Below are 20960 nucleotides of genomic sequence, written 5' to 3' on the forward strand. Positions count from 1 at the left end.
ACTACTTCACTATTGAGTATTCTTTGCCCAAAACACCAATGATGGTTTCGGTCTGAACGTCTTTTAACCCTGTTATCTGTGACAAACTCTGCCAGTTCGAGAGGTTCTCCAGAATCGGGATTTCTACAAGCAGATCTTTTAGTTCGAATTTACCTTTGGCGGGAATAGAGATAAAAGATTTATTTACCGTTATCGTGGCGATCCTTTTAGCAGTTTTATCTTTAAGCACAATTCTTTTCACTACCGCAATAACACCATCAGGGTTAAAATTGTCGCTGGTAGGATTATAAAGCGTTACATCCAAATTGAATCTTAACCGCTTAAAATTGATGTCGAAATTTCGAATCCCTGTCGGCAATGCTTTTAATTTTGTCATAGTCTCTTTCCACTTGTTGAGTTTACTGCTGTACCACAACACCCCAATTCCTAATAGAGCACCTGTGATTACAATATGTTTTGCTGTTATACCCATACGCTTGTTTTTCTTCTTATAAAACCAACCACCTTAAAGCCTATATAGATAATTGCCAAAATCCCCAATCCAATGAAAAACTTTTCTAGCTTTGAGAGTGGTTTTTTAACTAGTACCGGAATCTTTTTTACCTGGATAATTGTTTTTGTTTTTTGCTCTTTTATCGCAGTATTTTCATTTTTGGTTTGGGCTATTTGTGCATAAAACTCCAGTTGTTTTGTAAGCTTATCGTAAATCAGTTTATAGCTATTATCTCCTGAATTTTTAGAAGTGTTCAGCTTTGATAATATTTCATCCACTTTTGCATTTACCAAACTGTCAAAAACCGCATTTCCGGTATTGCTTTGTACAATTGGGGTAATCAGCTTATCGTTGATTGCCTGATTAACCACCGTGCTTTTTATACTGTCCCTTTTCTGGATTTCAGTTTTGAGTAAAGTGTTTTCCTGCATCATTTTTTTAGTCGAAGAACAACCTGTAAACAAAATGCAGGAAGCGATAAACAGCATCACATATTGAATTGACTTTCTCATGGTTTTGATTTTTTAAAGTGGGTTTTAATGGTAAAGAATAATAGCTCGGAAGCTTCTATTACCTGAAACAGATCAATTGCGTAATACACGCTGACTACTTCTACAATTTTATTAAGGATTTCCTTTTTCATTGTCCTTATTGTTAGCGCATTGGGCGCATCTTTTTTGGTATTCCTGCAGCTGCTCTTTAAGGTTCCGTATTTCAACCGTATTTTCATCAATGATCCGTTGCATTTCCTCAAACTTTTTATCGGTTACTATTGACATTTTGGTGTAAATAGAATCGATAGCTTCGAGTGCTGAGGCTTCGGTCTTTTTTAATTCCGAGTTTCTTGATTTCCATGCAATGTAGATGGAGACTACGGTTGTGGAACCTAAAAAGTAATTCAGTAAGATTTCTATTGGCGGCATTTTTATACTTTATTTAGTTTTAAAACCAAAATCGAGAATCCGAGTAAAAGGGTTGTAGAAGCTATAATTAGTTTTATTCTTCGCTGTGACCGGTCTCGGATTCGCTTTTTTTTTTAATATCCCAAGTGTGTCAATGCTGGTGTAATAATTAAGCTGTTTTACCCTTTCGGAAAAATTGGTAAGCCCACCGTTGATTTTCTTGGTGATGGAAGTAATATTGTTACTATCAGCAATGGGATTAAGGTTGTACTTGATACTCCAAAACCAACCCGCAATATCAATAGCAATGTCTGGTCGGGAAGCTAAATCAGGATTAGTAATAACATCAATTCCTGAATACTCTTTATAAGCCTGATAATTCGCCCTGCCTGTTAACTGGATAAGTCCGCGTCCTCTGAATCGCCAGCCGTCACCAATCTGCGTATTGCCTAAATTGATTTTTCCCCATTTTCCACCGTACACAATATTGGCAATGGCTTCTGGATTGGCTTTGTGCTTTACAGTCCTGCTATAAAGATTGGCTTGGGCAACCGAAATCCTGTCTGCTCCGAAAGTCTCAATTAGTCCTACAGGGCTGTAATTCAGATTCTCAGAAAGTCTTATAAATCCTCCGGTTTCTTCGTGAAGCTGTGCTAAAAAATGAGCAATCCTTTTTGGGGTATTGATGGCATATTTTTTAAAAACCTTCAGGAAAGGTGTGCTGTTTGACAATAAAAATTCCATTATAATTGTACTTTTTTAGGTTCTAATTTTGGTTTCCCGGTTGGTTTGGCAGCTGCTTCTGAATTTGTTCCACTATCTAATGAGGCAATAATCAATGCGCCTAAAACACCTAAGCCAATCCACATTCCTGTACTTGTATTCATTAATTCCAGTCTTTAAGTCTGATTTGTTTTACTCCCTTTTGGTTAAAAAGGGCATTCTCTGTATTCCTTCCAAAATCACCATCAACTGCAACCTTTAACAAGGTTTGCAAGGTTCTTACTTCTTTTCCTTTGCTTCCTTTTTTGAGCAGTCTGGATTTATCAATATCCGGTGTTCCTGATGTGTCAACCGCAGAAACGATGGGCAATATTTTACCAACAGGTTTTATAACACTGTGATCGGCAATCCAGTAAATATCATTGATGAATGCGCCGTTTCTTTGGGCAACATAGCGATAGGTTCCGTCAGGTCTTCTGCCTACCCAAATGATTTTGCCAATTTTATCACCTTTTTTAAAAGTGGCTTTTCGGATTCCCTCACTGGTATAATTTCCGTCTGCCATCTTTCGGGCATCATAGGTATTGGTACCGTTAAAGCCCGTTGCCATGACTTCCTGACCGATGCTGTACCTGAAATTATCAGCATCTCGAACCGGCGTTTGCGGAAGTACTTTAACCGGGACAATTGGACCTGTTGTAAGCTGAGGCTTTTTTATCGGTACCGGAGCAGTGGTATGGGGCAAAGTTTCAGCAGGAGCATAATCCAATTCGGCTTCCTGCATCGCTTGTTTATCTTTACTTTTCTGTACGAAATAATAAATGCCACCACCAATAGCAAGGGCGATACCGCCACCAATCCATACTTTATCTTCTGTGGTCATCGTTATAAATATTTTGGATAATTTGATTTTAATAATTGATAATCGCTGTCACTTAATTCCTCCTTCAGCCACACTTTCAAAGGATGCTTGACAGGGGTCTGCCATAATGCGAAATAAACGTTGCCAGTCAGTGTGTTGTAATACCGGTTGCCAAAAGCTTTGACTATCCATGAAAACTGCGCTTCATTTATTCCGGTCAGCGTGGTCAGTATCGTTTTTCTTTTTTCGGTATTGGTGAAATTGGCTTCCTTCATGGCATTGTACAGTATTGTTGCAATTTCTTTCGCATTAATACTTTCCGAAGCAGAACTGCCATCCTGAAAAGCATTGCCTTTTTTACTTTTTCCTGTTTGGGCTATGGCAATAAGCAGTATCCCTAATCCCGCAAAACCCACGGAAATAGGCAATATTTTTGAACTGTCCATGATTAAAAAAAGTTAGGAATGAGAAAGCGCAATTCCATCAATTCGTTTTGGCTGAACTGATCTGTAAACCACTCAATCAAAGTCATTTTATTTGAAAACGGGTTAATGCCTTTGCGGAGTCCAAACTGGTTGTGGATTCTCACAAAACCATTGGGGTTAACACCTATCAGGTTTTGTTTTACGGATTTAAAACCGTTTCCCACACCATACATAGCACTGAAAATCGCTTCCGCTTTATTTCTTGCCATTCCTGTTGAAATATTACTTGGCTTGTCTCTTTTGTTTTCCCTGAGTGGAGAGAAACCGAGAAAAATCTTCTTATAAGCAAAATAACCAACACCCAGAAACAAACTCATTTTCAAAACTCCTTTGACTATCGAGACTGTGGCATTTACTCCCTGATTGGCATTTTCCAGCGTTTTTGCGATTGCCTTCTGTCCTTCAGGGGAAGAAGCAATTGCAGCAACTACGGCGGGATTATGTAAACCTTGTCTTTTCATATTCGTTTCTTGGCTGTAAGTATTGCTCCCAATTTCATTTTTACTCCGGGATTTCATTTTGCGCCTCTTAACGGGTTGCTCCGGTAATTGGGTCATTTTACTTTACCCTTTTCATCTTTACTCTCTTCATTTGGAGCAATGCTTACAACTGTGCTTTATTGCTTTAATAGCTACATTATAAACTCTTTAATCGTCTGCCAACTCTGCTGATCGGTAACCATTGCAATGGCTTTTTTGGACTTCTTCAATTCCACCAATTTTTCTAAAACGTCATTGTCTAAATCTGCCAGCTCTTGAATCAGTTTTGTCTTTTTCTGTATTTTAAAAGGATTCATTTCCTTCGTCTTTATGCTAATGGTGTTCATGCTATAATCATTTGATGTTTTTGTAATAACCCGAAAAGTTCCTGTGAGAAATGATTGTTTCCTGATTTTTCGTTGATTTTCTGATAAATAACCGTGAGTAACGTAATGCTGTCATCGTCAATGGTTCTGATAATATCCAGGAATGTTTTCTTAGCCTCTGAATAATGCTCATCTTCCAAATCTTCCGGTGCAGCCATAGCCAAACCGCCACTTTCGACAGGTAGATTAAAACCTAATCCTTTTAGGATTAACGGGGCTTGTTTGACCACACCTAAAAGCATATTGTTCAGACTGTCATTGCTTTCCTTGGTGTATTTTCTTTGCAGTTTATCCTCTGTAAGCTCTTCGTTTTTGGCTCTGAGTTCCCGGTTCATCCTTTCAGATTCTTCCAGTTTTCGGGCAAGTTCAGAGCGGTCATGCGCCTGTAATTTCAAATCAAAGATTTCGGCAATTCCCAAACCCATCAAACCGCTTTTTTTCTTTTTCTTCTTTTTTTTAGCGGTCTGCATGGGTTCTGATTCGTTAGTTTTTGATTTCTTTTCCGTCTCTCCAAACGTGACATCGAAAGACTTTCCTTCAACTTTAAAGGCATTCACGCCATTTTTTCGCTTTTCCTGCAGGGTTAGTTTAGTGTAGCCATCGTTGTAAAGCTTTTCAAAAAAACTTTCCGGTGTTCCGTACTCTTTTATGATCTGTTCATGGGTTACATTGCGAAAAATCGGTTTTGAAGTTTCCCTCTCAATAACGGTCACAGCACAAAATTTATCACTACCCAGTCTATCCATCAAATCATCTAATTGCTCCATTTTAAATTAGTTTTTTGTAGATGAGTAAGATTCTGTTCTTCGTTTTTACGTAACCAATTTTCTTTACCAATTTTGGGTCTTGGTAAGGAGTATTTACCACATAACTAACTTGTAATTGTACTTTTGAAAATGTCCCGTCGGGAGGAATTAAAATCTGTTTTTGGGTCGGATAAATTGAAACGCCATTTATAATTGCAATTGTAGTGCCTGTGTTTACAACCGAAAGACAGGTAATTCTCTCTAAAACAGGGAGATGTTCTTCTTTAAATTCTTTTGTCACAAAGGCAGATTCTACAAACATGGTTACTCGATTTTAATGGTATTGTTATATAAAAACACGACATGGAATTTTAATGATTCACTACCCATTAAAGGTGCGTCAAGTGAAAAAATCAAAGAATAATCCTTGTTCCCGGTATCAAAATTCAGCGGTTTGAAACTCTTTTCGTACTCACCGCCATTGGATTGTCTCCAATTGTCAATGTGAACAGCGGGAATAATTGCAATGCTATTGTCATCTTTCATTTCAATACAGATCATTGTGTGTATTGATCTTTCAACTCCATTGGTGTAAACTGCCACACCTGTTGTAAAGCCTATAGGCAGTTTAAAGTTTTCAGAAGTGTTGCTCTCTCCTGGTTTAATTATCGCTTTTACTACATGTTGAATTTGTCGCATAACTTTTAAGATGAAAAGCTGTCACTTTTAAACTTCAGCTTTTTGATTATTGAACTTATTTTTTAGCTTCAGTAACCCTGAATTCAAATCGTAGAAACATTCCGCAACCTCCATTTTTTGACATAGGAACAGTAACCCCTTTTGGAAATTCTAATTCTAATTTGAATTCCTCTTTGGCTCTTAAAAGCGGAGTTGTAGCAATAGGGCGATAATCTTCATTTTTGAAATTCTGAACATCAGTGAGTGGTAAATCAATGAGCATATCATTGGTTTGAATCAATCTCAAATCAGCATTTTGCAATTCAGCTGGAAGTGTATCTCTGCTCTGCCAATCTGCACTTTCAATTTTCTCTCCTCTTGTCGTAAATTGTACACGTATAGCATCAATTACCACGTCTCTTCCAGAGTTCAAAAGATTACCGTCAAAATTGGTAATACCCACGACCTTTTTGGTATTGGCATCAACGAGTTCGTTAATACCGCTCATCCCATCGACTTTGACGTTCAAATAATAGGTTTTATCAACCAGTTTTGTAGCTTGTGGTTTAGCAACTTGTGTATTCTGACGTTGTCTAGCTCCTAAAACTTTAATAGCTCTTTGTAATTGTGGCGTTCTGTTATCCATTTTTTTATAAATTAAATTTTACTTTTTGTTTTAATTACAATATGTAATTCCCATTTTCATCGATATAAGCACCTAAACCATCTCCATCATATCCATTTAAACCGTCTTCTATATAGTTGCCATTTATATCTATGTAACCTCCTAAACCATCTTCATGGTAATTTCCGGCTTCATCAAAATAGCCGTTCAATCCATTATCATCAGAACCGCCTAAGCCATCTTCAATATAGTTGCCATTAGAATCGATATAACCACCTAAACCGCCTTCATCGTAGCCATTCAAACCATCCTCTATATAGTTCCCATTGACATCTATGTAACCACCTAAACCATCTTCATGATAATTCCCATAAGCATCGATATAGCCTTGTAATCCGTTTAAAGCCCCTGACAGACCAGCTGTTTTTTGCACAAATCTTCCCATTGTTGTTCCAGGGTTTAATTTGGAAGCGATCTTTTCAGAAGAGAAAATATTTTTGACCAATTCTAATCCATGTGCAATCGAAACCCCGATTGCCGAACCTCTTAAAAGCGAACTTTTGGTATCGCTCCCGTTTACCTTTACTGCTAAAAATCCCGCACCAACGGCAACGGCACCATTAACAACTCCTTTCACCATGTTAGAAGATGTTTCGGTCATAGTACCTGTAAGCCCTCTTGAAAGTGCGCCTACTACTACAGCAGAACTGATTGTTATTAATTCTTGTCTCATTTTTTTACGTTATTAATTACTTTTTGAACTTGTAGCTAGAAGAATTCCGCCAACAGCTACAACACCAATCACAATTGGAATAGTGTAGTTAGGTTTAGTTATTGGAGTTGTTGGAGTTGCTGAATTTTCAATCTTGGCACTTTCTCTTTGCACCGAAACTTCTTCCTTTAAATTCTCTACGGGAATGTCTTTAACCTGTGACAATGTTTCAATCTGTGCGTCATTTGGAATTCCTTCGCCAGTGGGTGTGCCTGTAGATAAGGATTCCGCCGGAACTCCTTTTACCTCTGCAATGGTTTGTAATTGTGAAGGTGTTGGAGTTGCATTTGACATCACTTCAACTGGCTTTGGAGCTTCAATTTGTGGTGCATTATTGTAAACGGATTGTGGCTGACTGCCTGCAATAGTATTTTTAACGGCTGGCTTCACCACATTGTTTATAGCAAATTTGCCTACTTTGGTCTTACCTAATTTTGTTGCTAATTTTACGGCTTTAGTACTTTTAACTTTAGTAATTAGTTTACCTACTTTACTGTCAAGCACTTTGCTTACTAAACCTCCTCCGGGAATAACGCTCATAGCCATAGAGGCAATCGGAACTACTGCTTTACCAACTTTGACAGCATTCTTAATAGACACGTTTCTTAATCGGACGTTCTTTTTAAGCATTTTGCCAATCTTAAGCCCTTTATTCAGTCCTGCATTTAAGCCTGTTTGTTCTTCTAATATTATCATATTTACATTTTTTAAAAAGGGAATCTTGTTCTACTGGTACTGCTACTTTTTTTAGTTGGGGGAATTTTCTTCTTTGTTCTACTCGATGTCCCTTTTAAACCCTTTCTCGGAGAGGGACAGTTAAGTCCTATGTGAGGTAATTTCTGATTCATAAAAACATCTTTTTTATCGGTATAATCTGGCTCTTTGTTACTCTGTATTGTCCCGTCAATAATGCATTGCCCTTTGTCTAATTTTCCGGTTTCCTGATTAAGAGGCACGACAACATACACGTGTGTAAATTGCTTTGGATTGAACTTAGGCTGTTTGATCTGCCTGATGTAATGCTTAATCCCCAAATTCAGTAACACCGAACTGGCGAATATGGAATAGCTTTTACAGTCAATTCCTTCTCTGCGGTTAAACCAGCTATTGGCAGGGCTTCTTAAATTCTGCGTGATTCCGTCAGCCTGATATTGTATGTCGTAGTACAGGAAATAATGGATCTTCTCACAGGTTTCCTGTATCGTTTCTCCTTTTAGGATTTGTGATAATTTGGCAACCTGTTTGTAAAAAGTCTCTACCCAAACCTTCATCATGGCAACCGAGTAAAAAGTATCACCTTTCTTTAGCTTTACTTTTTCACCTTTGGGCTTTTCAATCAAATGGTTAAATTCATCACCATTTTTTATCCTTCGCTTTAGAATTAAATTGATTGCATCTTTCGTCATTTATCATTGCTGTAACTTTCGAAAGCAAATGTTTGAAATAAAAAAAACTCGCCTTGAAGTATGGCGAGGTATTGTGAGGTATCATAAAGGTTTTTAATGTATGAGAAAGTATGATTAATAAAATTGTAATTCTATTGCAAGTGTTAGCTGCGTTCTAAAATTTTAAAATCTTCTTAATCAAAACTATATCTTCATTATGAATTCCAACTGGAATTTTTTCCAAACCTAGGAAATAAGACAATTTTGCTCTGTGTTGTCCATCACGAAATGATATTGAATTTTGAGTTGAACTAATACAAATTGTTGGTGGATCAACAAATTTGTTGTTATCCCAACGTGACAATATTCTAGTTATTCGCATGTCATTTTTTTCTTTCCCATTAAATAGGGAATCAAATTCAACATCAGCAAATAGTGAATTTTCAATGAGTTTAGATGTGTTTACAATAAATATTCTATATTCTTTGTTTCTGCCCTTTAAAGCGATATCGAGAATTTTGTTTCTATTATCTCCGTAAGCCCATTTCGGATCAATAAACTTAAGTTGTTCTAAAGATTTATTTTGGTAGTATTCAAGTTTCTCTAACATTTTGGTTAAGTGAGGCTGTCAAAAATTGCAGTTAATGTTTTGTCGCTAGGCGTCAGTTCCTGTTTAAGCGGAACGTTTATGTTAGTTACAAGGAATGCAAACATTTTCCTTAATAAAAATGGTCTTTTAAGACAAGTATAGCAATTGTACTTAGCTACTGCCGTCTTCATTCTTTAGTTTTTTGTTTTTTTCAATTATTTCATGTATGAATAAGTCAAAATGTTCTTTGTTTTCAAAATCCTCATAACGATAGTCTACATGAGCGATTTTTTCATGAGCTCTTTCCGATGGAATTGAGGTTTTAAAAACTAGCTTTAAATATGGCATATCTTTATTAATCCAATAATAAGCGCTAGCTAACACTAAATTACTGTAATATTGCATTTTATCTAATATTAATGGTAATATGATTTTTAAAGGTTTCTTTGCAACTTCATTTGAAACGTCATCCCAAGACCAATCAGTAATTCTAGCCCAGTATTCAAAATTAAAAAGATTTTTATTTTCCTCTTCCGTAAGATCATTTTCTGGAATTGTGTCAATTAAAATTTTTGCACACTCTAAAGTTATTTTAAATATGTCTAAAGACTGAACTTCCGTCCAAGCATCATAATGCCATGTATCGGTATATAATTCGTAAATGGATTTAATATTTCTTAAAGTTGTTTTGTGGGCATACAAAATATCAACAAGACCGCTTTCAAAAGCTATCTTTTGAATAAGCAAAGTTGAAATAAAATTTTCAGTTTTTTCTTGTTTTTTTACTTCTTCAATAGTCTTACCTTTAAACTCGGTTGAAAAATCTATTGCTGGGAGAAATTCAATTGTTTTGGTTTTGTCTGAACCGTCTAACAAATTTATTGCTTGCCAAAAAATTGATTTAGTGAAATATATTTTTTCAGTTGTTAAGTCAATAGCGAATACAATTACATGCGTTCGATAGCTTAATTCTGACCAATAGAGCAGCGTTGTCTGTTTAATTCCGCCAACAGTAGGTTTTTTATCAGCTCGTATATATAAATCCTCTGCGCTTTTTACTTGTCCTTTCAAATATCTTCCGATCACTTTATCTTTAATCACTATTTCAATTTCAAAATCGATTCCGTAATCATTTTCGGTAGCGCTCCTGAAAATGCCTAAATCTTTAAGTTTATATAATAAAATAGCGAATGAATCAGATTGAGATTTATGTTGTTTTATTCTTTTGGGAAAGTCCATAGGTGTACAATGTTCTTTTACGGTTACAGCTAACGTTCCGTGGCTTTGCGCAATGGTGGAACTTAAATAATTATTGGAAAGATAAGTAAAATTTGAATTAGCAGATTATTTTCAGAGAAAGATAAACACGCCATTGTGTAAGACCATTATTAATGGTAATACTGTTTTTTTACAGTTTATAATATGCATAACAAATTACCATTTCATTATTTTCCATTTTGTGATAGTTAAGATTTTCTACTAAGAATTTCTCAATGACATTTACTGTCGGCGTATTTTTTGAATTTGTAAAATCATAATTATTGAAATGTTCCTGATTAGCTCTTGCCCAATCTTTTGGTGTTGTCGAACTAATCACACCGTTATTGTTGAACAAAATAAAATGCTTTTTGTTAATTCTACGAGGTTGATTCATTTTTTATATTTATTTATGTTGGATAAAAGCCAAGTGGCATAATAATCGGATGTGCTATTGTGGATAGCAACTATTAGCTGATGTATTTTTTTATCTCTTGCTCAACATATTTAAATTCAAGATTTTTGCTTAGATTCAAAATGCTGAAATGTTTTTTGTCTTTAGCGACTTTATCTAAAAAATTCATAGCGTCTTTCGCACTGATTTTTTTGTTTGTGAGACATGCTAGCATATATAAATCAACTTCTTTTTCTTCGATAAACTTCAATGTTTCAAACTTAGTTTTGGAAATTAAATCTATGATTTGCTTTTTATAAAAAAAAGAAGGCTCAGCTGACCAAATTGCTTTAACATTTTTGGCTATGAATCCAATATTTCTTTTTTGTAAAATGACTTGAAGATATTTTGGGTTTCCAGTATTTAAGTATTCATTTAATAAATCATTCTGTGTTTCTTTTTTAGCATATTCTATATAGTTTAATGCTGTTTTTTTATCATTAGAATATTTTGAGTAAAAGAAAGTACTGAAAAAATCAGATTTATAAAAATCATCTAATCGTAATAATAACATTTCAAGTACTTTTCTTATTCGTTGTGATTTAGAATAATCAACACCATTTTCTAAAATAAATTTTAAATCTTCATAAATACTTTCAGGGTTATCACAATCTTTGATTCTCTTTTCAATATTTGAAAAAATTGAAGTTTTAACTTCAATTAAAATGTCATCTATATAGTCATGAACTAAATCTTTAAAAGGAATTGTGTTTAAAACGGAATGTATTAACACATCAAAAGGATGAACAATTTGATACTCATTTTCTTTTTTTGATTGTAATTCCAGTAATAGTTTTTTCTGTTTGGGCGTCATAAAAATATTTCAGCTAACGTTCCGCCGCTTGGCGTAGCAACGACTTCGTGATTAATTATTGTCTGGCTAAGATAAGATTTGCCAGCGGAAAATCGGTATGATGTTTAAGCAGTATAGCTATTACGCCAAACGGCTGTTAGTGGCTGGCTTTTTATCCACCTATTATACTTTGTGATCGCATTAAATTGTAATCATCTTTTTCCGAGCTTTCAATTTTATATCCTGATTGTGTAACTGTTTGTTCATTTGAAAATAAGAAGTTGCATGCAGACATTAGTTCCTCAAGGCTGTTAGGAATATCTTTGAATCTTTCCAAAAGATCATTTAAGTCTTCTACACCTTCAAAAGGAGTACCTTCTTCTGAAAAAACTTTCCATGTATTTGTTGATTTGTAATATACTACTTCGTGATGACCAGTTAGACCTCCAACTGGAAAAATTCTGGAAGGACGCACAAATTTGGTATGAAGTAGTAAGTTCCTTCTCAAATATATAACCTCAGTTTCAAGATGAAAAATAGGAAAAGCATAATATACTGGAAACCCCATTAAATCTAATACAAATAGTCTCAAATGCTGGTCCTGTTTTGAAGTTCTATTAAGATTAAATATATACTCATTTGTATTTTTTACATGTGCTCTTTTATATTGAATTAGAATTCCTTTGAATCCTGGAAATCCATACTGTACATCATATGCTAATGTGGCTTCTGCCCTTTGAGATGGTGCTAAAATAAATGGTCTAATTCCAGTTTGATGAAATGCTAGGTTTACAAATTCAGTCGTTAAATTTAATTCTACAGTTTTTTCAGAAATCATGTTTTGTCTTATGTTGGGGTTGTTGAAAGCTTGCCACTAACTTGTTTTTATGCGAGACAAACATTCATAAAGCTATTCAAAACGGATGTTTATAATATATGTTTGTCTTCGAATATAAGAAATAATCTATATAAATCACCTAATAGATTTTTTATTTATTGAATCGTTATTAGATATATTATCTTCATCATCAAGATAATATCCTTTCGGTAATCCATAGGTTTCTACAAATTCCATAAACTCTAAATGCGGTATCATTTTAGTATCTTTTGATATATTTTTCTCATTAAGAATCTCATTAATCTGCTTTCTAATTTTTGTTTCACTAAACTGATCACAATACATCTGAATCAATTCCGATTTCGTGACTGAATACGGAAGTGGTTTTTTATTGTTTTTGCTCATCAATAGATCTTTAAGGTTAAATATTCTTTTTTAAATCATTGATTCTAAACAGGGATTTAAATATTTTATCTTCCAAATATTTAAGTATTCGATTTTTGCCCTTGATGATGAAATCAAAAAATTGCAATGGTGCGGTTATAATAATTGCAAAGCAAAGCACAATGGCGAATAAGTTTAGGTATATTATTTTGAAGCGGTTCTTTATTTTCATAGCTTAGGTTTAGATATTAGTTAGTTTTTGATGGATTGTATCTGAAATCATTTGCATTGTAATACGTTGTTCCAGATTTCTTTCTGTTCTTTCCCATTGACAACAATAGAGTAGAATGACTGATTGTGTTGGACTGAGAGATATATTCGTATATGACTTTTTGCTTTCAATCTTCGTTCTGAATATGAAAAACATACTTTGCAGGGTGTCAATTACAATAATATCATTGCAATAATTTTCATAATCCTTGCAATGGGAGATATTATCAACTTTGTTTCGGATGAATTTTAGCAATTCTGATTGTATTATTTCAAGATCTACTATCTTTATTTTCTTCAAGATTATTTTCATTGGTACTTTAGTTAGCGCTTGTCTGCTGTGTTTTTATCAAAGGCAATAAGGTTTAGCATTCCTCTTAACCTTGACCTGATTCTATTTCCATAAGCCAATTCTATTTCTGAAGCAGAAAGATTGGTCGTTAGATGTGTTTGCACTTTTTTAGCAATAAATAGATCATATCTCGAAAGGATGATTTCGGCCATCACATTGCATTCATTGCCATAGTATTTCAAGTTCTGTTCAATTCCTAAATCATCAAAGCAATAATTCCTATATCCGGTTTGAGAGGAACTGCCACGACTGTAACGATGTATTATTTCGTAGCCCTCTTTTATGAATTCAAAACTGATGTCCCTGCAAGTCTTTATGTAAAACTTATTGCCTTGTTTAGTAACATATTTCATCAAAGTCATTAGAGTTGTTTTGCCACAACCTACCGGACCCGATAGTAAAATTCCTTTCGTTAAGTCAATATCATATTGTTTTGTCATCACTTCATCATTCAAAAAATAAGCTGTAAGTTTTGTTATATTAGGCGTATCTTGCTCTGTAAAATGAAACTTATCCCCATAGTCTCGTTTCCCTTTTTGTTCCAACCAAGCTAGAATTTCCGGATAGTTGTACTGTAAATTCATAGTTGATTTGTTTACAATGGTTCTGCATAATCTTTGTCTTCCTGGCTGTGTAAATTATTGGCTCTTGGATGTTCTTTAGTTGAACCATTTTGTGGCAAGTTGATTGAAAATTTAGAGGTAGTCAGCATCCAATTCCGGGCAGCTGCGTTCCAATCAATCATCTTGGTTTTTCCACCAATAAGCCAGCCGTTGCTAGTATAGTAATTAAAAAACCGTTCTGCTTCAATTTCGGAAAACTCCTGAAGTTTGAAATATTCCTTTACCAAATCCAGACTTGGACTTTCTTTTTTTTTCGCGGAACTTTTTTTTTCTTTCTCTTCAGTTTCTAAAAATTCTTCTTCATTTAAACTTTCTAAATTGCTTTCAATAGATATGTTTTTATTGTTTTTAAATGTTTGTTTATTATTATATATATGGGGTTCAATAACCTGTTCAGTAACCTGACCATTAGCTTGTCCAATTATTGGTTTTGTTTGTCCATTCAGTGAACTGCTTTGAGACTTTTTTCCATCAGAGAGATTATGCATAATTACCTCTGTTCCGGAATACGGATTGTAGGATGGTAAATACTCTATAAATCCTAGTAATTGCAATTCTTTGATGCATTTATGGTAAGTTGCCTTTGAAGCTATTCTGCTGGCTTTCATCATTTCTTCCCTAGAAATGGTAATCGGGTTTTTAAACCGATTCACATTCCAACTTTGAAACAATGCCAGATACAAACTGATGTGGGTCGGGTAAATGATTTCTTCAATTGCAATACAGTTAAAAAAACCTGTGAGATGTTTAATGTAATTCATTCATAAGGGATAGATTACTTGAAAAGAGTAGAAACTTTTTTTTGAGTATTACCATTGAGTACTTTTTCAATGTCTGAATAGTTATAATACATTATGCCTCCAATTTTTGTAAAGGTTAATGTCCCATTGATTCGGAGATTTTGTAAAGTACCTGGGGAAATGTTAAGCAATTTTCGGACTTCATTAGATTTGAGCCATTGCTTTACTTGTTGGGTTTGTGGTTGAATAATTTGCTTTAAATCATTCAATAAAAGACTTCTGAATTCGTTTAAATCTTCACGAGTAATAACTTCAATTGCCATAACTTATAATTTAGATTGTTATGGAACAAAATTGTTGTATTTGCGTTGCTTTGATTCACAACGGGGGATATGTTGTGTACGATTTATTTATACTATATCATCCGCATCATCCATACGCTTTATAAGAGTTTCATTTAAAGAATGTATGAATTTAGTTCTATCTCCCTTTCGTGCCCTAATTTCAAGGAAAGTACGTCGATATTGCCCTAGATCAATATCGAAAATGTGTTCAAAATACTCAGCAATATCTTTTAAATCGACACCGCCATTATTATAAACTCCTTCTGAGTGTAATGCATATACTAGTTCCGTCAATGCGACTTTTGAGCCTGTCCACATCAATTTAATGTTCGGATTGCGTTGTGATTTTTCGCTGTTGTCTTTATTCTCAATCATTATTAATTGATTTTCTAAATACAATTGGATTAAATCATTTGCCAAAATTTTGGCAACCTTGAAATCATGCGATGTTGCGAATGTTTTATCAGCCTCAAAGTAGTAACTATCCAATGAAAGTTTAATATCAAACTTACCTCTTAGAAAGTATTTATAATCTAAATAAATATTACCTGAGCGATAATATTTGTAAAAATCTAATTCGTTATCAAAGAATGCTTTCAGCTTAATTAACTCGTTATTGTAATACTTTTTTAAAACCCTCGTTCCTCCATTAGGCTTTTTCATTTCAATATTAAAAATGGTATTGTAATAAATAACTTTAGATGTGAATTGAGGCTTTATTTCTTTGAAGAATTGAATTTCTTCTTCTTCGGACTTAAAATTAGTTTTTTGGATTAAAAGCCTTAATTTCTCTTTTGACTTTATACTTATGTCGATAGCTTTTTCGCATTTTTTAATTGGGTTGTCAATTTCTAAATCTATAAAGTTTAATTGTTCGTTAAGGTCTGAAAGGAGTAAGGTTATTTTTGGGTTCAAGTTTTGTCTTTTAAATTATAGGGCTTGCCAAAATGGAAACTTAGAAGTTCTAAGAATTCCATTTTGACAAGCCCCCCTAAAAAAGTTTTTGTTTTTCCTTAAAGCTTTTACTTATTGTTCATAATGAAAGAGATTCTTGGGAATAGTCCACGTATAACAGCGAGCATTTCTTCGTGACTAGGTGGAGTATCTCTACTCATAAGTTTATCGGTTGTCAAGTCTCTGAGATAGGCTGCTTTTGATTTAAATAAATCTGCGTCTTTTAGAGCTTGTGTCAGTTCAATGCTATTCAATTCAGTACAATAGGCGGGTGTGCCTGGCTGATGCCGCCATGATTCTAATAAGCTTCCTGTATTCAGAGTATCAAAACCTAAGTCGTCTATTAGTTTAGAAACAATTTCCTTTGCTTTTTCATCATCGCCTGAAATAGCCATAGCAACCCGATTTTCATTTCCTTTCGATAATCCTTTATGCTCAAGGGTATAAGACAATAAATTATTGAAAGCTTTAATTACTGGTCTTCCTAATTGTTCGGAAACCCAAACGCTCTCAAGTTTTCCGTTAACTAATTCATCCATCAAACCATCACGATAAGGATAATAATTGGTTGTATCAATAACTATCACTTCTTTTGGAAGCTTTTTAAATAAATCTTTAGGTAGATTTGGAATTGCAATGGTTGGAATAGATATTATGACAACATCCACATCTTTGACTACTTCTTGGATAGTTGCGGCTTCTGCCCCCAACTTAATAGCTGTTTCTTGCATTACACTCATAGGACTAGTATCAGTCACTTTAACTTTATATCCTACTGCTGATAGTTTTTTTGCTATAGCACCACCAAGAGCACCTGTTCCGATTATTGCTATTTTCATGTTTTTTTGCTTTTTGATTAATAATAAAATGAGCCATCTCAACTTGTGAAACGGCTCATTTTACTATGTGTTAAATTTTATTTAAATCCTCCGGAAACTCCAATTTCTTGCCCAGTTACCATACTTGCTTCATCTGATGAAAGAAATACTGCCATGTTACCAAAGTCTTCAGCTGTAGCCAATCGTCCTAAAGGAGTGCGGTCTATCATTTGGTTTATATATGGATTATCAGTATTAGCAACTAATCCAAGGCTTGCTAAACCTTCTGTCAAAACCATAGTAGGAAGCAACGAATTTACGCGAATGTTTTTAGGACCTAATTCTTGTGAAAGTGACCTTGTTATTAAACTCATGGCTGCTTTAGTAGCTCCATATGTGGATAATGTAACTTCTGGGTCTTTAGCCGCAACAGAACTGATATTGATAATACTACCGCCTTTACCATCAAATAGTTTGAGTGCAGCTTGTGATGCTAATAATGTCCCAAGCACATTGACATCAAACATTTTACGATAATCATCTTCAATGAAATTTTCTAAAGGCGTTACCCAGTAAATTCCGGCGTTATTTACTAGAATATCTAAGCCACCGAAAGCATTTTTTGTTTCTTCAAAAAGTCTAGTTACATCATTTGATTTTGAAACATCACCTTGAATAGCGATTGCAGTTCCACCATTGCTAGTGATTTCAGTAACCACTTTATCTGCATCTGCTTTACTTGATGCATAATTTACGACTACTTTGGCACCTGCGGCACCTAATTGTTTTGCAATTCCTGCACCAATTCCTTTTGATGCTCCGGTCACTAATGCTACTTTGTTTACTAATTTTTTACTCATTTTTTTATTACTTTCTATTAATATAGTTAATTGTATCGCAAAGTTACCTACATTTGTATCCAAATGATACTAATGCTAAAAATTAACTAGTTACTTTTTAGTAACAAATAAAATAACAGTAATATGAAGGATGCAAGATTTAGCTTTTCAAAATGTTCATTAACTCGGTCTATGGGTATTATTGGCAATAAGTGGAAACCAATTATTATTTATGTATTGCAAAATCGTAAAGTAAGATTTGGTCAATTAGATGCCATTATTCCATTAATTACAAGGAAAGTTTTAACGGAACAGTTGAAGGAATTGGAAGATGATGGTATTGTGATAAGAGAATCTTTCGGTGAAATACCTCCAAGAGTAGAATATTCATTGACGGAAAAAGGATTGGAGCTTTTGCCAATTTTGAACTCAATAATTGTTTGGAATGAAAAATACGAAACAATGCCACCTGAAGAAAGTTATTGCACAACCAAAGATTATTTTAAAGATTGATATATTTAAAGATTTAAGATGTACCATTGAAATTGGTGTTTTCGTTGGTTTGTATCATAGCTAAAACAATTTCAATTCTGTTCGCTATAAGACAGTCGTATTTACTTCTTCTAAATTCTGTCATAATACCTATTAAGAATGCCTCAGATATAATTTCGTCTTTATCTTCATCGTAGTCCATAATTATATACCATAAACCGCCACCACTAAGACCATAATGTTCGGTCTTTATTTTTTCAAGCTGTTCAGTTTTAATATTCATTGCTTTTCCTTGAAATTCAAGAACGTAATGGGTAAGAGGATTTAACGAGTAATATTCAAAAACTTTGTCTTGGCTTGGTAGCATATAATAAGCTGAACCAAATGTCTTTATGCCGGAAGGTTCTTTTCTTTTATTGATTACTGGATATCCAAAAGCGCAATAAGCAGGTTCATGGAATATCTTTTCATCAAATAAGAATCTTTCATAGGGAAGAAATCTATACCATTGTACCAAAAGATGTACTAATTGAGGTTTGAGTTTTATGTATGCGGCATCTATTTTTTCTTCTTTCTCCATTTCTGTACCACAACCTTTTCCCGCAATTGAAACATAATCGTCTTTGACTTTGACAAAAAGACGGTTTGAATCAGACCAATCTTCAATAACATGTGAAGCGGTAAGCAAATAAAAATCATCTCCAAGAAAGACAAAAACACCAGATGCAAATGGAACCGCTCCTTTAGTTAAATCATGTTTAAAAAGTTGACAGGTGCAAAGACCAATATCACCTTCGATTAGTTTGACATATTCAGCGGTAATTAAGGAATCGATGTAAGCATCCAATTCTTCATTTTCTATTTCTTCATCCATAATAAAATAAATAAGGAGTCTAAAGATAATAGAATTAACTGCCCACTTTCAAGTTTTCGATTTTGATTGCTTGTAATTTATCTTTTAGTGACTTCATATCCTCACTGACTTTTCTATCTAAAACTTTTGCATAATGTTGAGTAGTTCTCAAATTTTTATGCCCAAGCATTTTACTAACACTTTCAATAGGAACACCATTGGTAAGTGTTACCGTTGTTGCGAATGAATGCCTAGCAATATGGAAGGTCAATTCTTTATCAATTTTACAGATCCCTGCAATTTCTTTTAGATAGGCATTCATTTTTTGATTGGATAGAATAGGAAGTAATTTATCTTCTCCAACACATTGTGGATGATTTTCATATTTATCAATTACCATTTGAGTAACTGGCAGGATAGGAATTTTTGAAGCACTTTCCGTTTTCTGACGATGTGTAAAAATCCATTTATCGCCATCAATACCAATGCTAACATGCGACTTAGTCAAGTTCTTTACATCGATATAAGCCAAGCCTGTAAAACAGCTAAATAAGAAAATATCACGAACAAGGGAAAGCCTATCATTTTTTAAATCCTTTTCAATTATGGTTTGAATTTCTTCTTCAGTCAAATAAACCCGCTCAACTTCTTTAACTTTTGCCTTATAGTTTGCAAATGGATTTTTCTCCAACCAATCATTTGCCAAACAAATCTTGATTATTTTGCTGAAATTCTTAATGTATTTGACAGCGGTATTATTGGAGCAATTTCTAACGCTTCTTAAATAAAACTCATAGTCTGTAATGAAAGCGTGATTTATTTTGGAAATCTCAATATCTGAAATATTGTATTTCCATTCCAAAAATTCGACTGTATGCTTTAAAGAGGTCGTGTAGCGTTCTAATGTGCCGGGCGCATATTCTTTGCCCACTAATTCCTTTATCTTATTGTTATGGTCATGAAAAATCGGTATAAGCATACGCTGTTTTTCATCAGAGCCAAAAAGCAATTCCTTAAAATTCTCAATACTTAGATTTTCATTTTTATGAATTAACTCCATTTGAATATCCAATACTTTAGATTTTATTACATCAAGGTAACTATTTATTGAACGGGCTTCTTCTGTTGTACCTTTTACTTTGGATGCTTCTGACGACCATCGGGTAGGGTCGATAAATTTCTTGGTACTGAATTCGGTTCTGTTTCCATCTACCGTAAGTCGGACATAAATTGGAAATTGCCCTTTGGCATTAACCTTGGTTGATTTTGCATAGAAATGCAGGTTTACTTTCGCTTTCATTTTACTGAGTGATTAATTAGTTATCAATTTAAATTCCTAATCCAAGCCAAACAAGATGTTTACTGAATGAACAAGCTATTTAATTCATTCGAAAGCCCAATGTTTGCAAGGGTTAAAGAGATTTAGCGAGACCCTAGATTTCTAGTTTTTGTCAGGGTCTCGATTTAGTCCCTTTAGCGATAAGATTTGATGATAAATTTTGAAAGTCTGCAAAAGCAAAAACCCCCGAAAATCATAGGATTTCGGGGGTTTTGATACCGTTTAGGATTTTTATCAGCGGAGAAAGAGGGAATAACACCTTTTGGGTTTCAAGCCCGTTTAATGGGGTTCCCAGCTCTCGATATAACGATGTGCCACGAATGTGCCACAAAAAAACTTCTATACGCAAAAATGCCATCAATTATGACGGCATTTCCTTTGCAAAATAAATTTTGTTTTTTTGGCGGAGAGCGAGGGATTCGAACCTCACCCATATTTATTAGTTTTAGGCACTGTTAGGGGAGTTCAAATGAACCGACGCCATG

General features: G+C 34.3%; 32 protein-coding genes. 1 reads left to right on the top strand and 31 read right to left on the bottom strand.

The genetic code is table 11. From position 1 onward, the window contains the following. Position 1: 1 nt before the first annotated feature. The 29 genes from BGO42_RS07570 to BGO42_RS07710 form a co-directional block, all read right to left on the bottom strand. The gene (locus BGO42_RS07570) at positions 2–472 is read right to left on the bottom strand and encodes a hypothetical protein (protein ID WP_273246725.1); all 471 of its coding nucleotides are present in this window, start codon (positions 470–472) and stop codon (positions 2–4) included. Beyond that, positions 463–1005: a hypothetical protein gene (locus tag BGO42_RS07575; protein WP_273246724.1), complete on the bottom strand. Its 543-nt coding sequence runs from the start codon at positions 1003–1005 to the stop codon at positions 463–465. Before BGO42_RS07575 ends, BGO42_RS07570 begins: the two co-directional genes overlap by 10 nt. Next, positions 1002–1136, bottom strand: coding sequence for a hypothetical protein (locus BGO42_RS07580; protein ID WP_273246723.1), 135 nt, complete (start codon positions 1134–1136; stop codon positions 1002–1004). Before BGO42_RS07580 ends, BGO42_RS07575 begins: the two co-directional genes overlap by 4 nt. Beyond that, positions 1117–1416 carry a hypothetical protein gene (locus tag BGO42_RS07585; protein ID WP_273246722.1) on the bottom strand — a complete coding sequence of 100 codons (300 nt, stop codon included), beginning with the start codon at positions 1414–1416 and terminating at the stop codon, positions 1117–1119. Before BGO42_RS07585 ends, BGO42_RS07580 begins: the two co-directional genes overlap by 20 nt. Positions 1417–1425: 9 nt before the next feature. Beyond that, the gene (locus BGO42_RS07590; protein ID WP_273246721.1) at positions 1426–2139 is read right to left on the bottom strand and encodes a glycoside hydrolase family 19 protein; all 714 of its coding nucleotides are present in this window, start codon (positions 2137–2139) and stop codon (positions 1426–1428) included. Further along, positions 2139–2282 (bottom strand): hypothetical protein, encoded by a 144-nt coding sequence (locus tag BGO42_RS07595; RefSeq protein ID WP_273246720.1) that lies wholly within the window; start codon positions 2280–2282, stop codon positions 2139–2141. The genes BGO42_RS07590 and BGO42_RS07595 overlap by 1 nt, the downstream gene beginning before the upstream one ends. Next, positions 2282–3001, bottom strand: a complete 720-nt coding sequence (locus BGO42_RS07600) for a peptidoglycan-binding domain-containing protein (protein ID WP_273246719.1) — start codon at positions 2999–3001, stop codon at positions 2282–2284. The genes BGO42_RS07595 and BGO42_RS07600 overlap by 1 nt, the downstream gene beginning before the upstream one ends. 2 nt (positions 3002–3003) lie before the next feature. Continuing rightward, positions 3004–3426 (bottom strand): hypothetical protein, encoded by a 423-nt coding sequence (locus BGO42_RS07605; RefSeq protein WP_273246718.1) that lies wholly within the window; start codon positions 3424–3426, stop codon positions 3004–3006. Between the two features lie 2 nt (positions 3427–3428). Then, positions 3429–4022 carry a hypothetical protein gene (locus BGO42_RS07610; RefSeq protein WP_273246717.1) on the bottom strand — a complete coding sequence of 198 codons (594 nt, stop codon included), beginning with the start codon at positions 4020–4022 and terminating at the stop codon, positions 3429–3431. A gap of 74 nt (positions 4023–4096) precedes the next feature. Further along, positions 4097–4291: a hypothetical protein gene (locus BGO42_RS07615; RefSeq protein WP_273246716.1), complete on the bottom strand. Its 195-nt coding sequence runs from the start codon at positions 4289–4291 to the stop codon at positions 4097–4099. Continuing rightward, on the bottom strand, positions 4288–5097 hold the full coding sequence (locus BGO42_RS07620; protein WP_273246715.1) for a hypothetical protein: 810 nt from the start codon (positions 5095–5097) through the stop codon (positions 4288–4290). Before BGO42_RS07620 ends, BGO42_RS07615 begins: the two co-directional genes overlap by 4 nt. Before the next feature lies 1 nt (position 5098). Beyond that, the gene (locus BGO42_RS07625; protein ID WP_273246714.1) at positions 5099–5398 is read right to left on the bottom strand and encodes a hypothetical protein; all 300 of its coding nucleotides are present in this window, start codon (positions 5396–5398) and stop codon (positions 5099–5101) included. A gap of 2 nt (positions 5399–5400) precedes the next feature. Then, the gene (locus BGO42_RS07630; protein ID WP_273246713.1) at positions 5401–5775 is read right to left on the bottom strand and encodes a hypothetical protein; all 375 of its coding nucleotides are present in this window, start codon (positions 5773–5775) and stop codon (positions 5401–5403) included. A gap of 55 nt (positions 5776–5830) precedes the next feature. Beyond that, a complete protein-coding gene (locus BGO42_RS07635; protein WP_273246712.1) occupies positions 5831–6400 on the bottom strand; it encodes a hypothetical protein in 570 nt (189 codons plus the stop codon). A 34-nt stretch (positions 6401–6434) separates the two neighbouring features. Continuing rightward, the gene (locus tag BGO42_RS07640; RefSeq protein ID WP_273246711.1) at positions 6435–7112 is read right to left on the bottom strand and encodes a hypothetical protein; all 678 of its coding nucleotides are present in this window, start codon (positions 7110–7112) and stop codon (positions 6435–6437) included. Between the two features lie 12 nt (positions 7113–7124). After that, positions 7125–7847 (bottom strand): hypothetical protein, encoded by a 723-nt coding sequence (locus tag BGO42_RS07645; RefSeq protein ID WP_273246710.1) that lies wholly within the window; start codon positions 7845–7847, stop codon positions 7125–7127. 11 nt (positions 7848–7858) lie between these two features. After that, the gene (locus tag BGO42_RS07650; RefSeq protein WP_273246709.1) at positions 7859–8557 is read right to left on the bottom strand and encodes a transglutaminase-like domain-containing protein; all 699 of its coding nucleotides are present in this window, start codon (positions 8555–8557) and stop codon (positions 7859–7861) included. Between the two features lie 154 nt (positions 8558–8711). Continuing rightward, the gene (locus BGO42_RS07655; RefSeq protein WP_273246708.1) at positions 8712–9146 is read right to left on the bottom strand and encodes a hypothetical protein; all 435 of its coding nucleotides are present in this window, start codon (positions 9144–9146) and stop codon (positions 8712–8714) included. Positions 9147–9296: 150 nt separating this feature from the next. Continuing rightward, positions 9297–10364, bottom strand: a complete 1068-nt coding sequence (locus BGO42_RS07660) for a DUF4365 domain-containing protein (protein ID WP_273246707.1) — start codon at positions 10362–10364, stop codon at positions 9297–9299. 169 nt (positions 10365–10533) lie between these two features. Further along, a complete protein-coding gene (locus tag BGO42_RS07665; RefSeq protein ID WP_273246706.1) occupies positions 10534–10779 on the bottom strand; it encodes a hypothetical protein in 246 nt (81 codons plus the stop codon). Positions 10780–10852: 73 nt separating this feature from the next. Next, positions 10853–11650: a hypothetical protein gene (locus tag BGO42_RS07670; protein ID WP_273246705.1), complete on the bottom strand. Its 798-nt coding sequence runs from the start codon at positions 11648–11650 to the stop codon at positions 10853–10855. A gap of 151 nt (positions 11651–11801) precedes the next feature. Next, positions 11802–12467 carry a hypothetical protein gene (locus tag BGO42_RS07675; RefSeq protein WP_273246704.1) on the bottom strand — a complete coding sequence of 222 codons (666 nt, stop codon included), beginning with the start codon at positions 12465–12467 and terminating at the stop codon, positions 11802–11804. A gap of 135 nt (positions 12468–12602) precedes the next feature. After that, the gene (locus BGO42_RS07680; RefSeq protein WP_273246703.1) at positions 12603–12872 is read right to left on the bottom strand and encodes a hypothetical protein; all 270 of its coding nucleotides are present in this window, start codon (positions 12870–12872) and stop codon (positions 12603–12605) included. Between the two features lie 573 nt (positions 12873–13445). Next, positions 13446–14057, bottom strand: coding sequence for an ATP-binding protein (locus tag BGO42_RS07685; RefSeq protein WP_273246702.1), 612 nt, complete (start codon positions 14055–14057; stop codon positions 13446–13448). A gap of 11 nt (positions 14058–14068) precedes the next feature. Further along, the gene (locus BGO42_RS07690) at positions 14069–14857 is read right to left on the bottom strand and encodes a transcriptional regulator (protein ID WP_273246701.1); all 789 of its coding nucleotides are present in this window, start codon (positions 14855–14857) and stop codon (positions 14069–14071) included. Positions 14858–14871: 14 nt separating this feature from the next. Next, positions 14872–15159, bottom strand: coding sequence for a helix-turn-helix domain-containing protein (locus tag BGO42_RS07695; RefSeq protein ID WP_273246700.1), 288 nt, complete (start codon positions 15157–15159; stop codon positions 14872–14874). Positions 15160–15246: 87 nt separating this feature from the next. Beyond that, positions 15247–16095: an RteC domain-containing protein gene (locus tag BGO42_RS07700; protein WP_273246699.1), complete on the bottom strand. Its 849-nt coding sequence runs from the start codon at positions 16093–16095 to the stop codon at positions 15247–15249. 107 nt (positions 16096–16202) lie between these two features. Next, the gene (locus BGO42_RS07705) at positions 16203–17015 is read right to left on the bottom strand and encodes an NADPH-dependent F420 reductase (RefSeq protein WP_273246698.1); all 813 of its coding nucleotides are present in this window, start codon (positions 17013–17015) and stop codon (positions 16203–16205) included. Positions 17016–17050: 35 nt separating this feature from the next. Next, complete coding sequence (locus BGO42_RS07710; RefSeq protein WP_273246697.1) at positions 17051–17812, bottom strand: SDR family NAD(P)-dependent oxidoreductase; 762 nt, start codon at positions 17810–17812, stop codon at positions 17051–17053. A gap of 123 nt (positions 17813–17935) precedes the next feature. On the opposite strand from BGO42_RS07710, the gene BGO42_RS07715 reads away from it, so the two are divergent. Beyond that, a complete protein-coding gene (locus BGO42_RS07715; protein ID WP_273246696.1) occupies positions 17936–18304 on the top strand; it encodes a winged helix-turn-helix transcriptional regulator in 369 nt (122 codons plus the stop codon). Positions 18305–18317: 13 nt separating this feature from the next. Here BGO42_RS07715 and BGO42_RS07720 read toward each other — a convergent pair whose 3' ends face one another. Both BGO42_RS07720 and BGO42_RS07725 read right to left on the bottom strand, forming a co-directional pair. After that, positions 18318–19157 (bottom strand): hypothetical protein, encoded by an 840-nt coding sequence (locus BGO42_RS07720; RefSeq protein ID WP_273246695.1) that lies wholly within the window; start codon positions 19155–19157, stop codon positions 18318–18320. A gap of 34 nt (positions 19158–19191) precedes the next feature. Then, entirely contained in the window at positions 19192–20436 is a 1245-nt protein-coding gene (locus BGO42_RS07725; RefSeq protein ID WP_273246694.1) for a site-specific integrase, read from the bottom strand. Positions 20437–20960 lie beyond the last annotated feature (524 nt).

The organism is Flavobacterium sp. 40-81, from assembly GCF_001898245.1.
GTDB lineage: Bacteria > Bacteroidota > Bacteroidia > Flavobacteriales > Flavobacteriaceae > Flavobacterium > Flavobacterium inviolabile.

What these genes read in the sequence shown, in the direction of transcription:
- BGO42_RS07570 (WP_273246725.1), bottom strand. Translation starts at nt 472, where the DNA reads ATGGGTATAACAGCAAAACATATTGTAATCACAGGTGCTCTATTAGGA.
- BGO42_RS07575 (WP_273246724.1), bottom strand. Translation starts at nt 1,005, where the DNA reads ATGAGAAAGTCAATTCAATATGTGATGCTGTTTATCGCTTCCTGCATT.
- BGO42_RS07580 (WP_273246723.1), bottom strand. Translation starts at nt 1,136, where the DNA reads ATGAAAAAGGAAATCCTTAATAAAATTGTAGAAGTAGTCAGCGTGTAT.
- BGO42_RS07585 (WP_273246722.1), bottom strand. Translation starts at nt 1,416, where the DNA reads ATGCCGCCAATAGAAATCTTACTGAATTACTTTTTAGGTTCCACAACC.
- BGO42_RS07590 (WP_273246721.1), bottom strand. Translation starts at nt 2,139, where the DNA reads ATGGAATTTTTATTGTCAAACAGCACACCTTTCCTGAAGGTTTTTAAA.
- BGO42_RS07595 (WP_273246720.1), bottom strand. Translation starts at nt 2,282, where the DNA reads ATGAATACAAGTACAGGAATGTGGATTGGCTTAGGTGTTTTAGGCGCA.
- BGO42_RS07600 (WP_273246719.1), bottom strand. Translation starts at nt 3,001, where the DNA reads ATGACCACAGAAGATAAAGTATGGATTGGTGGCGGTATCGCCCTTGCT.
- BGO42_RS07605 (WP_273246718.1), bottom strand. Translation starts at nt 3,426, where the DNA reads ATGGACAGTTCAAAAATATTGCCTATTTCCGTGGGTTTTGCGGGATTA.
- BGO42_RS07610 (WP_273246717.1), bottom strand. Translation starts at nt 4,022, where the DNA reads ATGACCCAATTACCGGAGCAACCCGTTAAGAGGCGCAAAATGAAATCC.
- BGO42_RS07615 (WP_273246716.1), bottom strand. Translation starts at nt 4,291, where the DNA reads ATGAACACCATTAGCATAAAGACGAAGGAAATGAATCCTTTTAAAATA.
- BGO42_RS07620 (WP_273246715.1), bottom strand. Translation starts at nt 5,097, where the DNA reads ATGGAGCAATTAGATGATTTGATGGATAGACTGGGTAGTGATAAATTT.
- BGO42_RS07625 (WP_273246714.1), bottom strand. Translation starts at nt 5,398, where the DNA reads ATGTTTGTAGAATCTGCCTTTGTGACAAAAGAATTTAAAGAAGAACAT.
- BGO42_RS07630 (WP_273246713.1), bottom strand. Translation starts at nt 5,775, where the DNA reads ATGCGACAAATTCAACATGTAGTAAAAGCGATAATTAAACCAGGAGAG.
- BGO42_RS07635 (WP_273246712.1), bottom strand. Translation starts at nt 6,400, where the DNA reads ATGGATAACAGAACGCCACAATTACAAAGAGCTATTAAAGTTTTAGGA.
- BGO42_RS07640 (WP_273246711.1), bottom strand. Translation starts at nt 7,112, where the DNA reads ATGAGACAAGAATTAATAACAATCAGTTCTGCTGTAGTAGTAGGCGCA.
- BGO42_RS07645 (WP_273246710.1), bottom strand. Translation starts at nt 7,847, where the DNA reads ATGATAATATTAGAAGAACAAACAGGCTTAAATGCAGGACTGAATAAA.
- BGO42_RS07650 (WP_273246709.1), bottom strand. Translation starts at nt 8,557, where the DNA reads ATGACGAAAGATGCAATCAATTTAATTCTAAAGCGAAGGATAAAAAAT.
- BGO42_RS07655 (WP_273246708.1), bottom strand. Translation starts at nt 9,146, where the DNA reads ATGTTAGAGAAACTTGAATACTACCAAAATAAATCTTTAGAACAACTT.
- BGO42_RS07660 (WP_273246707.1), bottom strand. Translation starts at nt 10,364, where the DNA reads ATGGACTTTCCCAAAAGAATAAAACAACATAAATCTCAATCTGATTCA.
- BGO42_RS07665 (WP_273246706.1), bottom strand. Translation starts at nt 10,779, where the DNA reads ATGAATCAACCTCGTAGAATTAACAAAAAGCATTTTATTTTGTTCAAC.
- BGO42_RS07670 (WP_273246705.1), bottom strand. Translation starts at nt 11,650, where the DNA reads ATGACGCCCAAACAGAAAAAACTATTACTGGAATTACAATCAAAAAAA.
- BGO42_RS07675 (WP_273246704.1), bottom strand. Translation starts at nt 12,467, where the DNA reads ATGATTTCTGAAAAAACTGTAGAATTAAATTTAACGACTGAATTTGTA.
- BGO42_RS07680 (WP_273246703.1), bottom strand. Translation starts at nt 12,872, where the DNA reads ATGAGCAAAAACAATAAAAAACCACTTCCGTATTCAGTCACGAAATCG.
- BGO42_RS07685 (WP_273246702.1), bottom strand. Translation starts at nt 14,057, where the DNA reads ATGAATTTACAGTACAACTATCCGGAAATTCTAGCTTGGTTGGAACAA.
- BGO42_RS07690 (WP_273246701.1), bottom strand. Translation starts at nt 14,857, where the DNA reads ATGAATTACATTAAACATCTCACAGGTTTTTTTAACTGTATTGCAATT.
- BGO42_RS07695 (WP_273246700.1), bottom strand. Translation starts at nt 15,159, where the DNA reads ATGGCAATTGAAGTTATTACTCGTGAAGATTTAAACGAATTCAGAAGT.
- BGO42_RS07710 (WP_273246697.1), bottom strand. Translation starts at nt 17,812, where the DNA reads ATGAGTAAAAAATTAGTAAACAAAGTAGCATTAGTGACCGGAGCATCA.
- BGO42_RS07715 (WP_273246696.1), top strand. Translation starts at nt 17,936, where the DNA reads ATGAAGGATGCAAGATTTAGCTTTTCAAAATGTTCATTAACTCGGTCT.
- BGO42_RS07720 (WP_273246695.1), bottom strand. Translation starts at nt 19,157, where the DNA reads ATGGATGAAGAAATAGAAAATGAAGAATTGGATGCTTACATCGATTCC.
- BGO42_RS07725 (WP_273246694.1), bottom strand. Translation starts at nt 20,436, where the DNA reads ATGAAAGCGAAAGTAAACCTGCATTTCTATGCAAAATCAACCAAGGTT.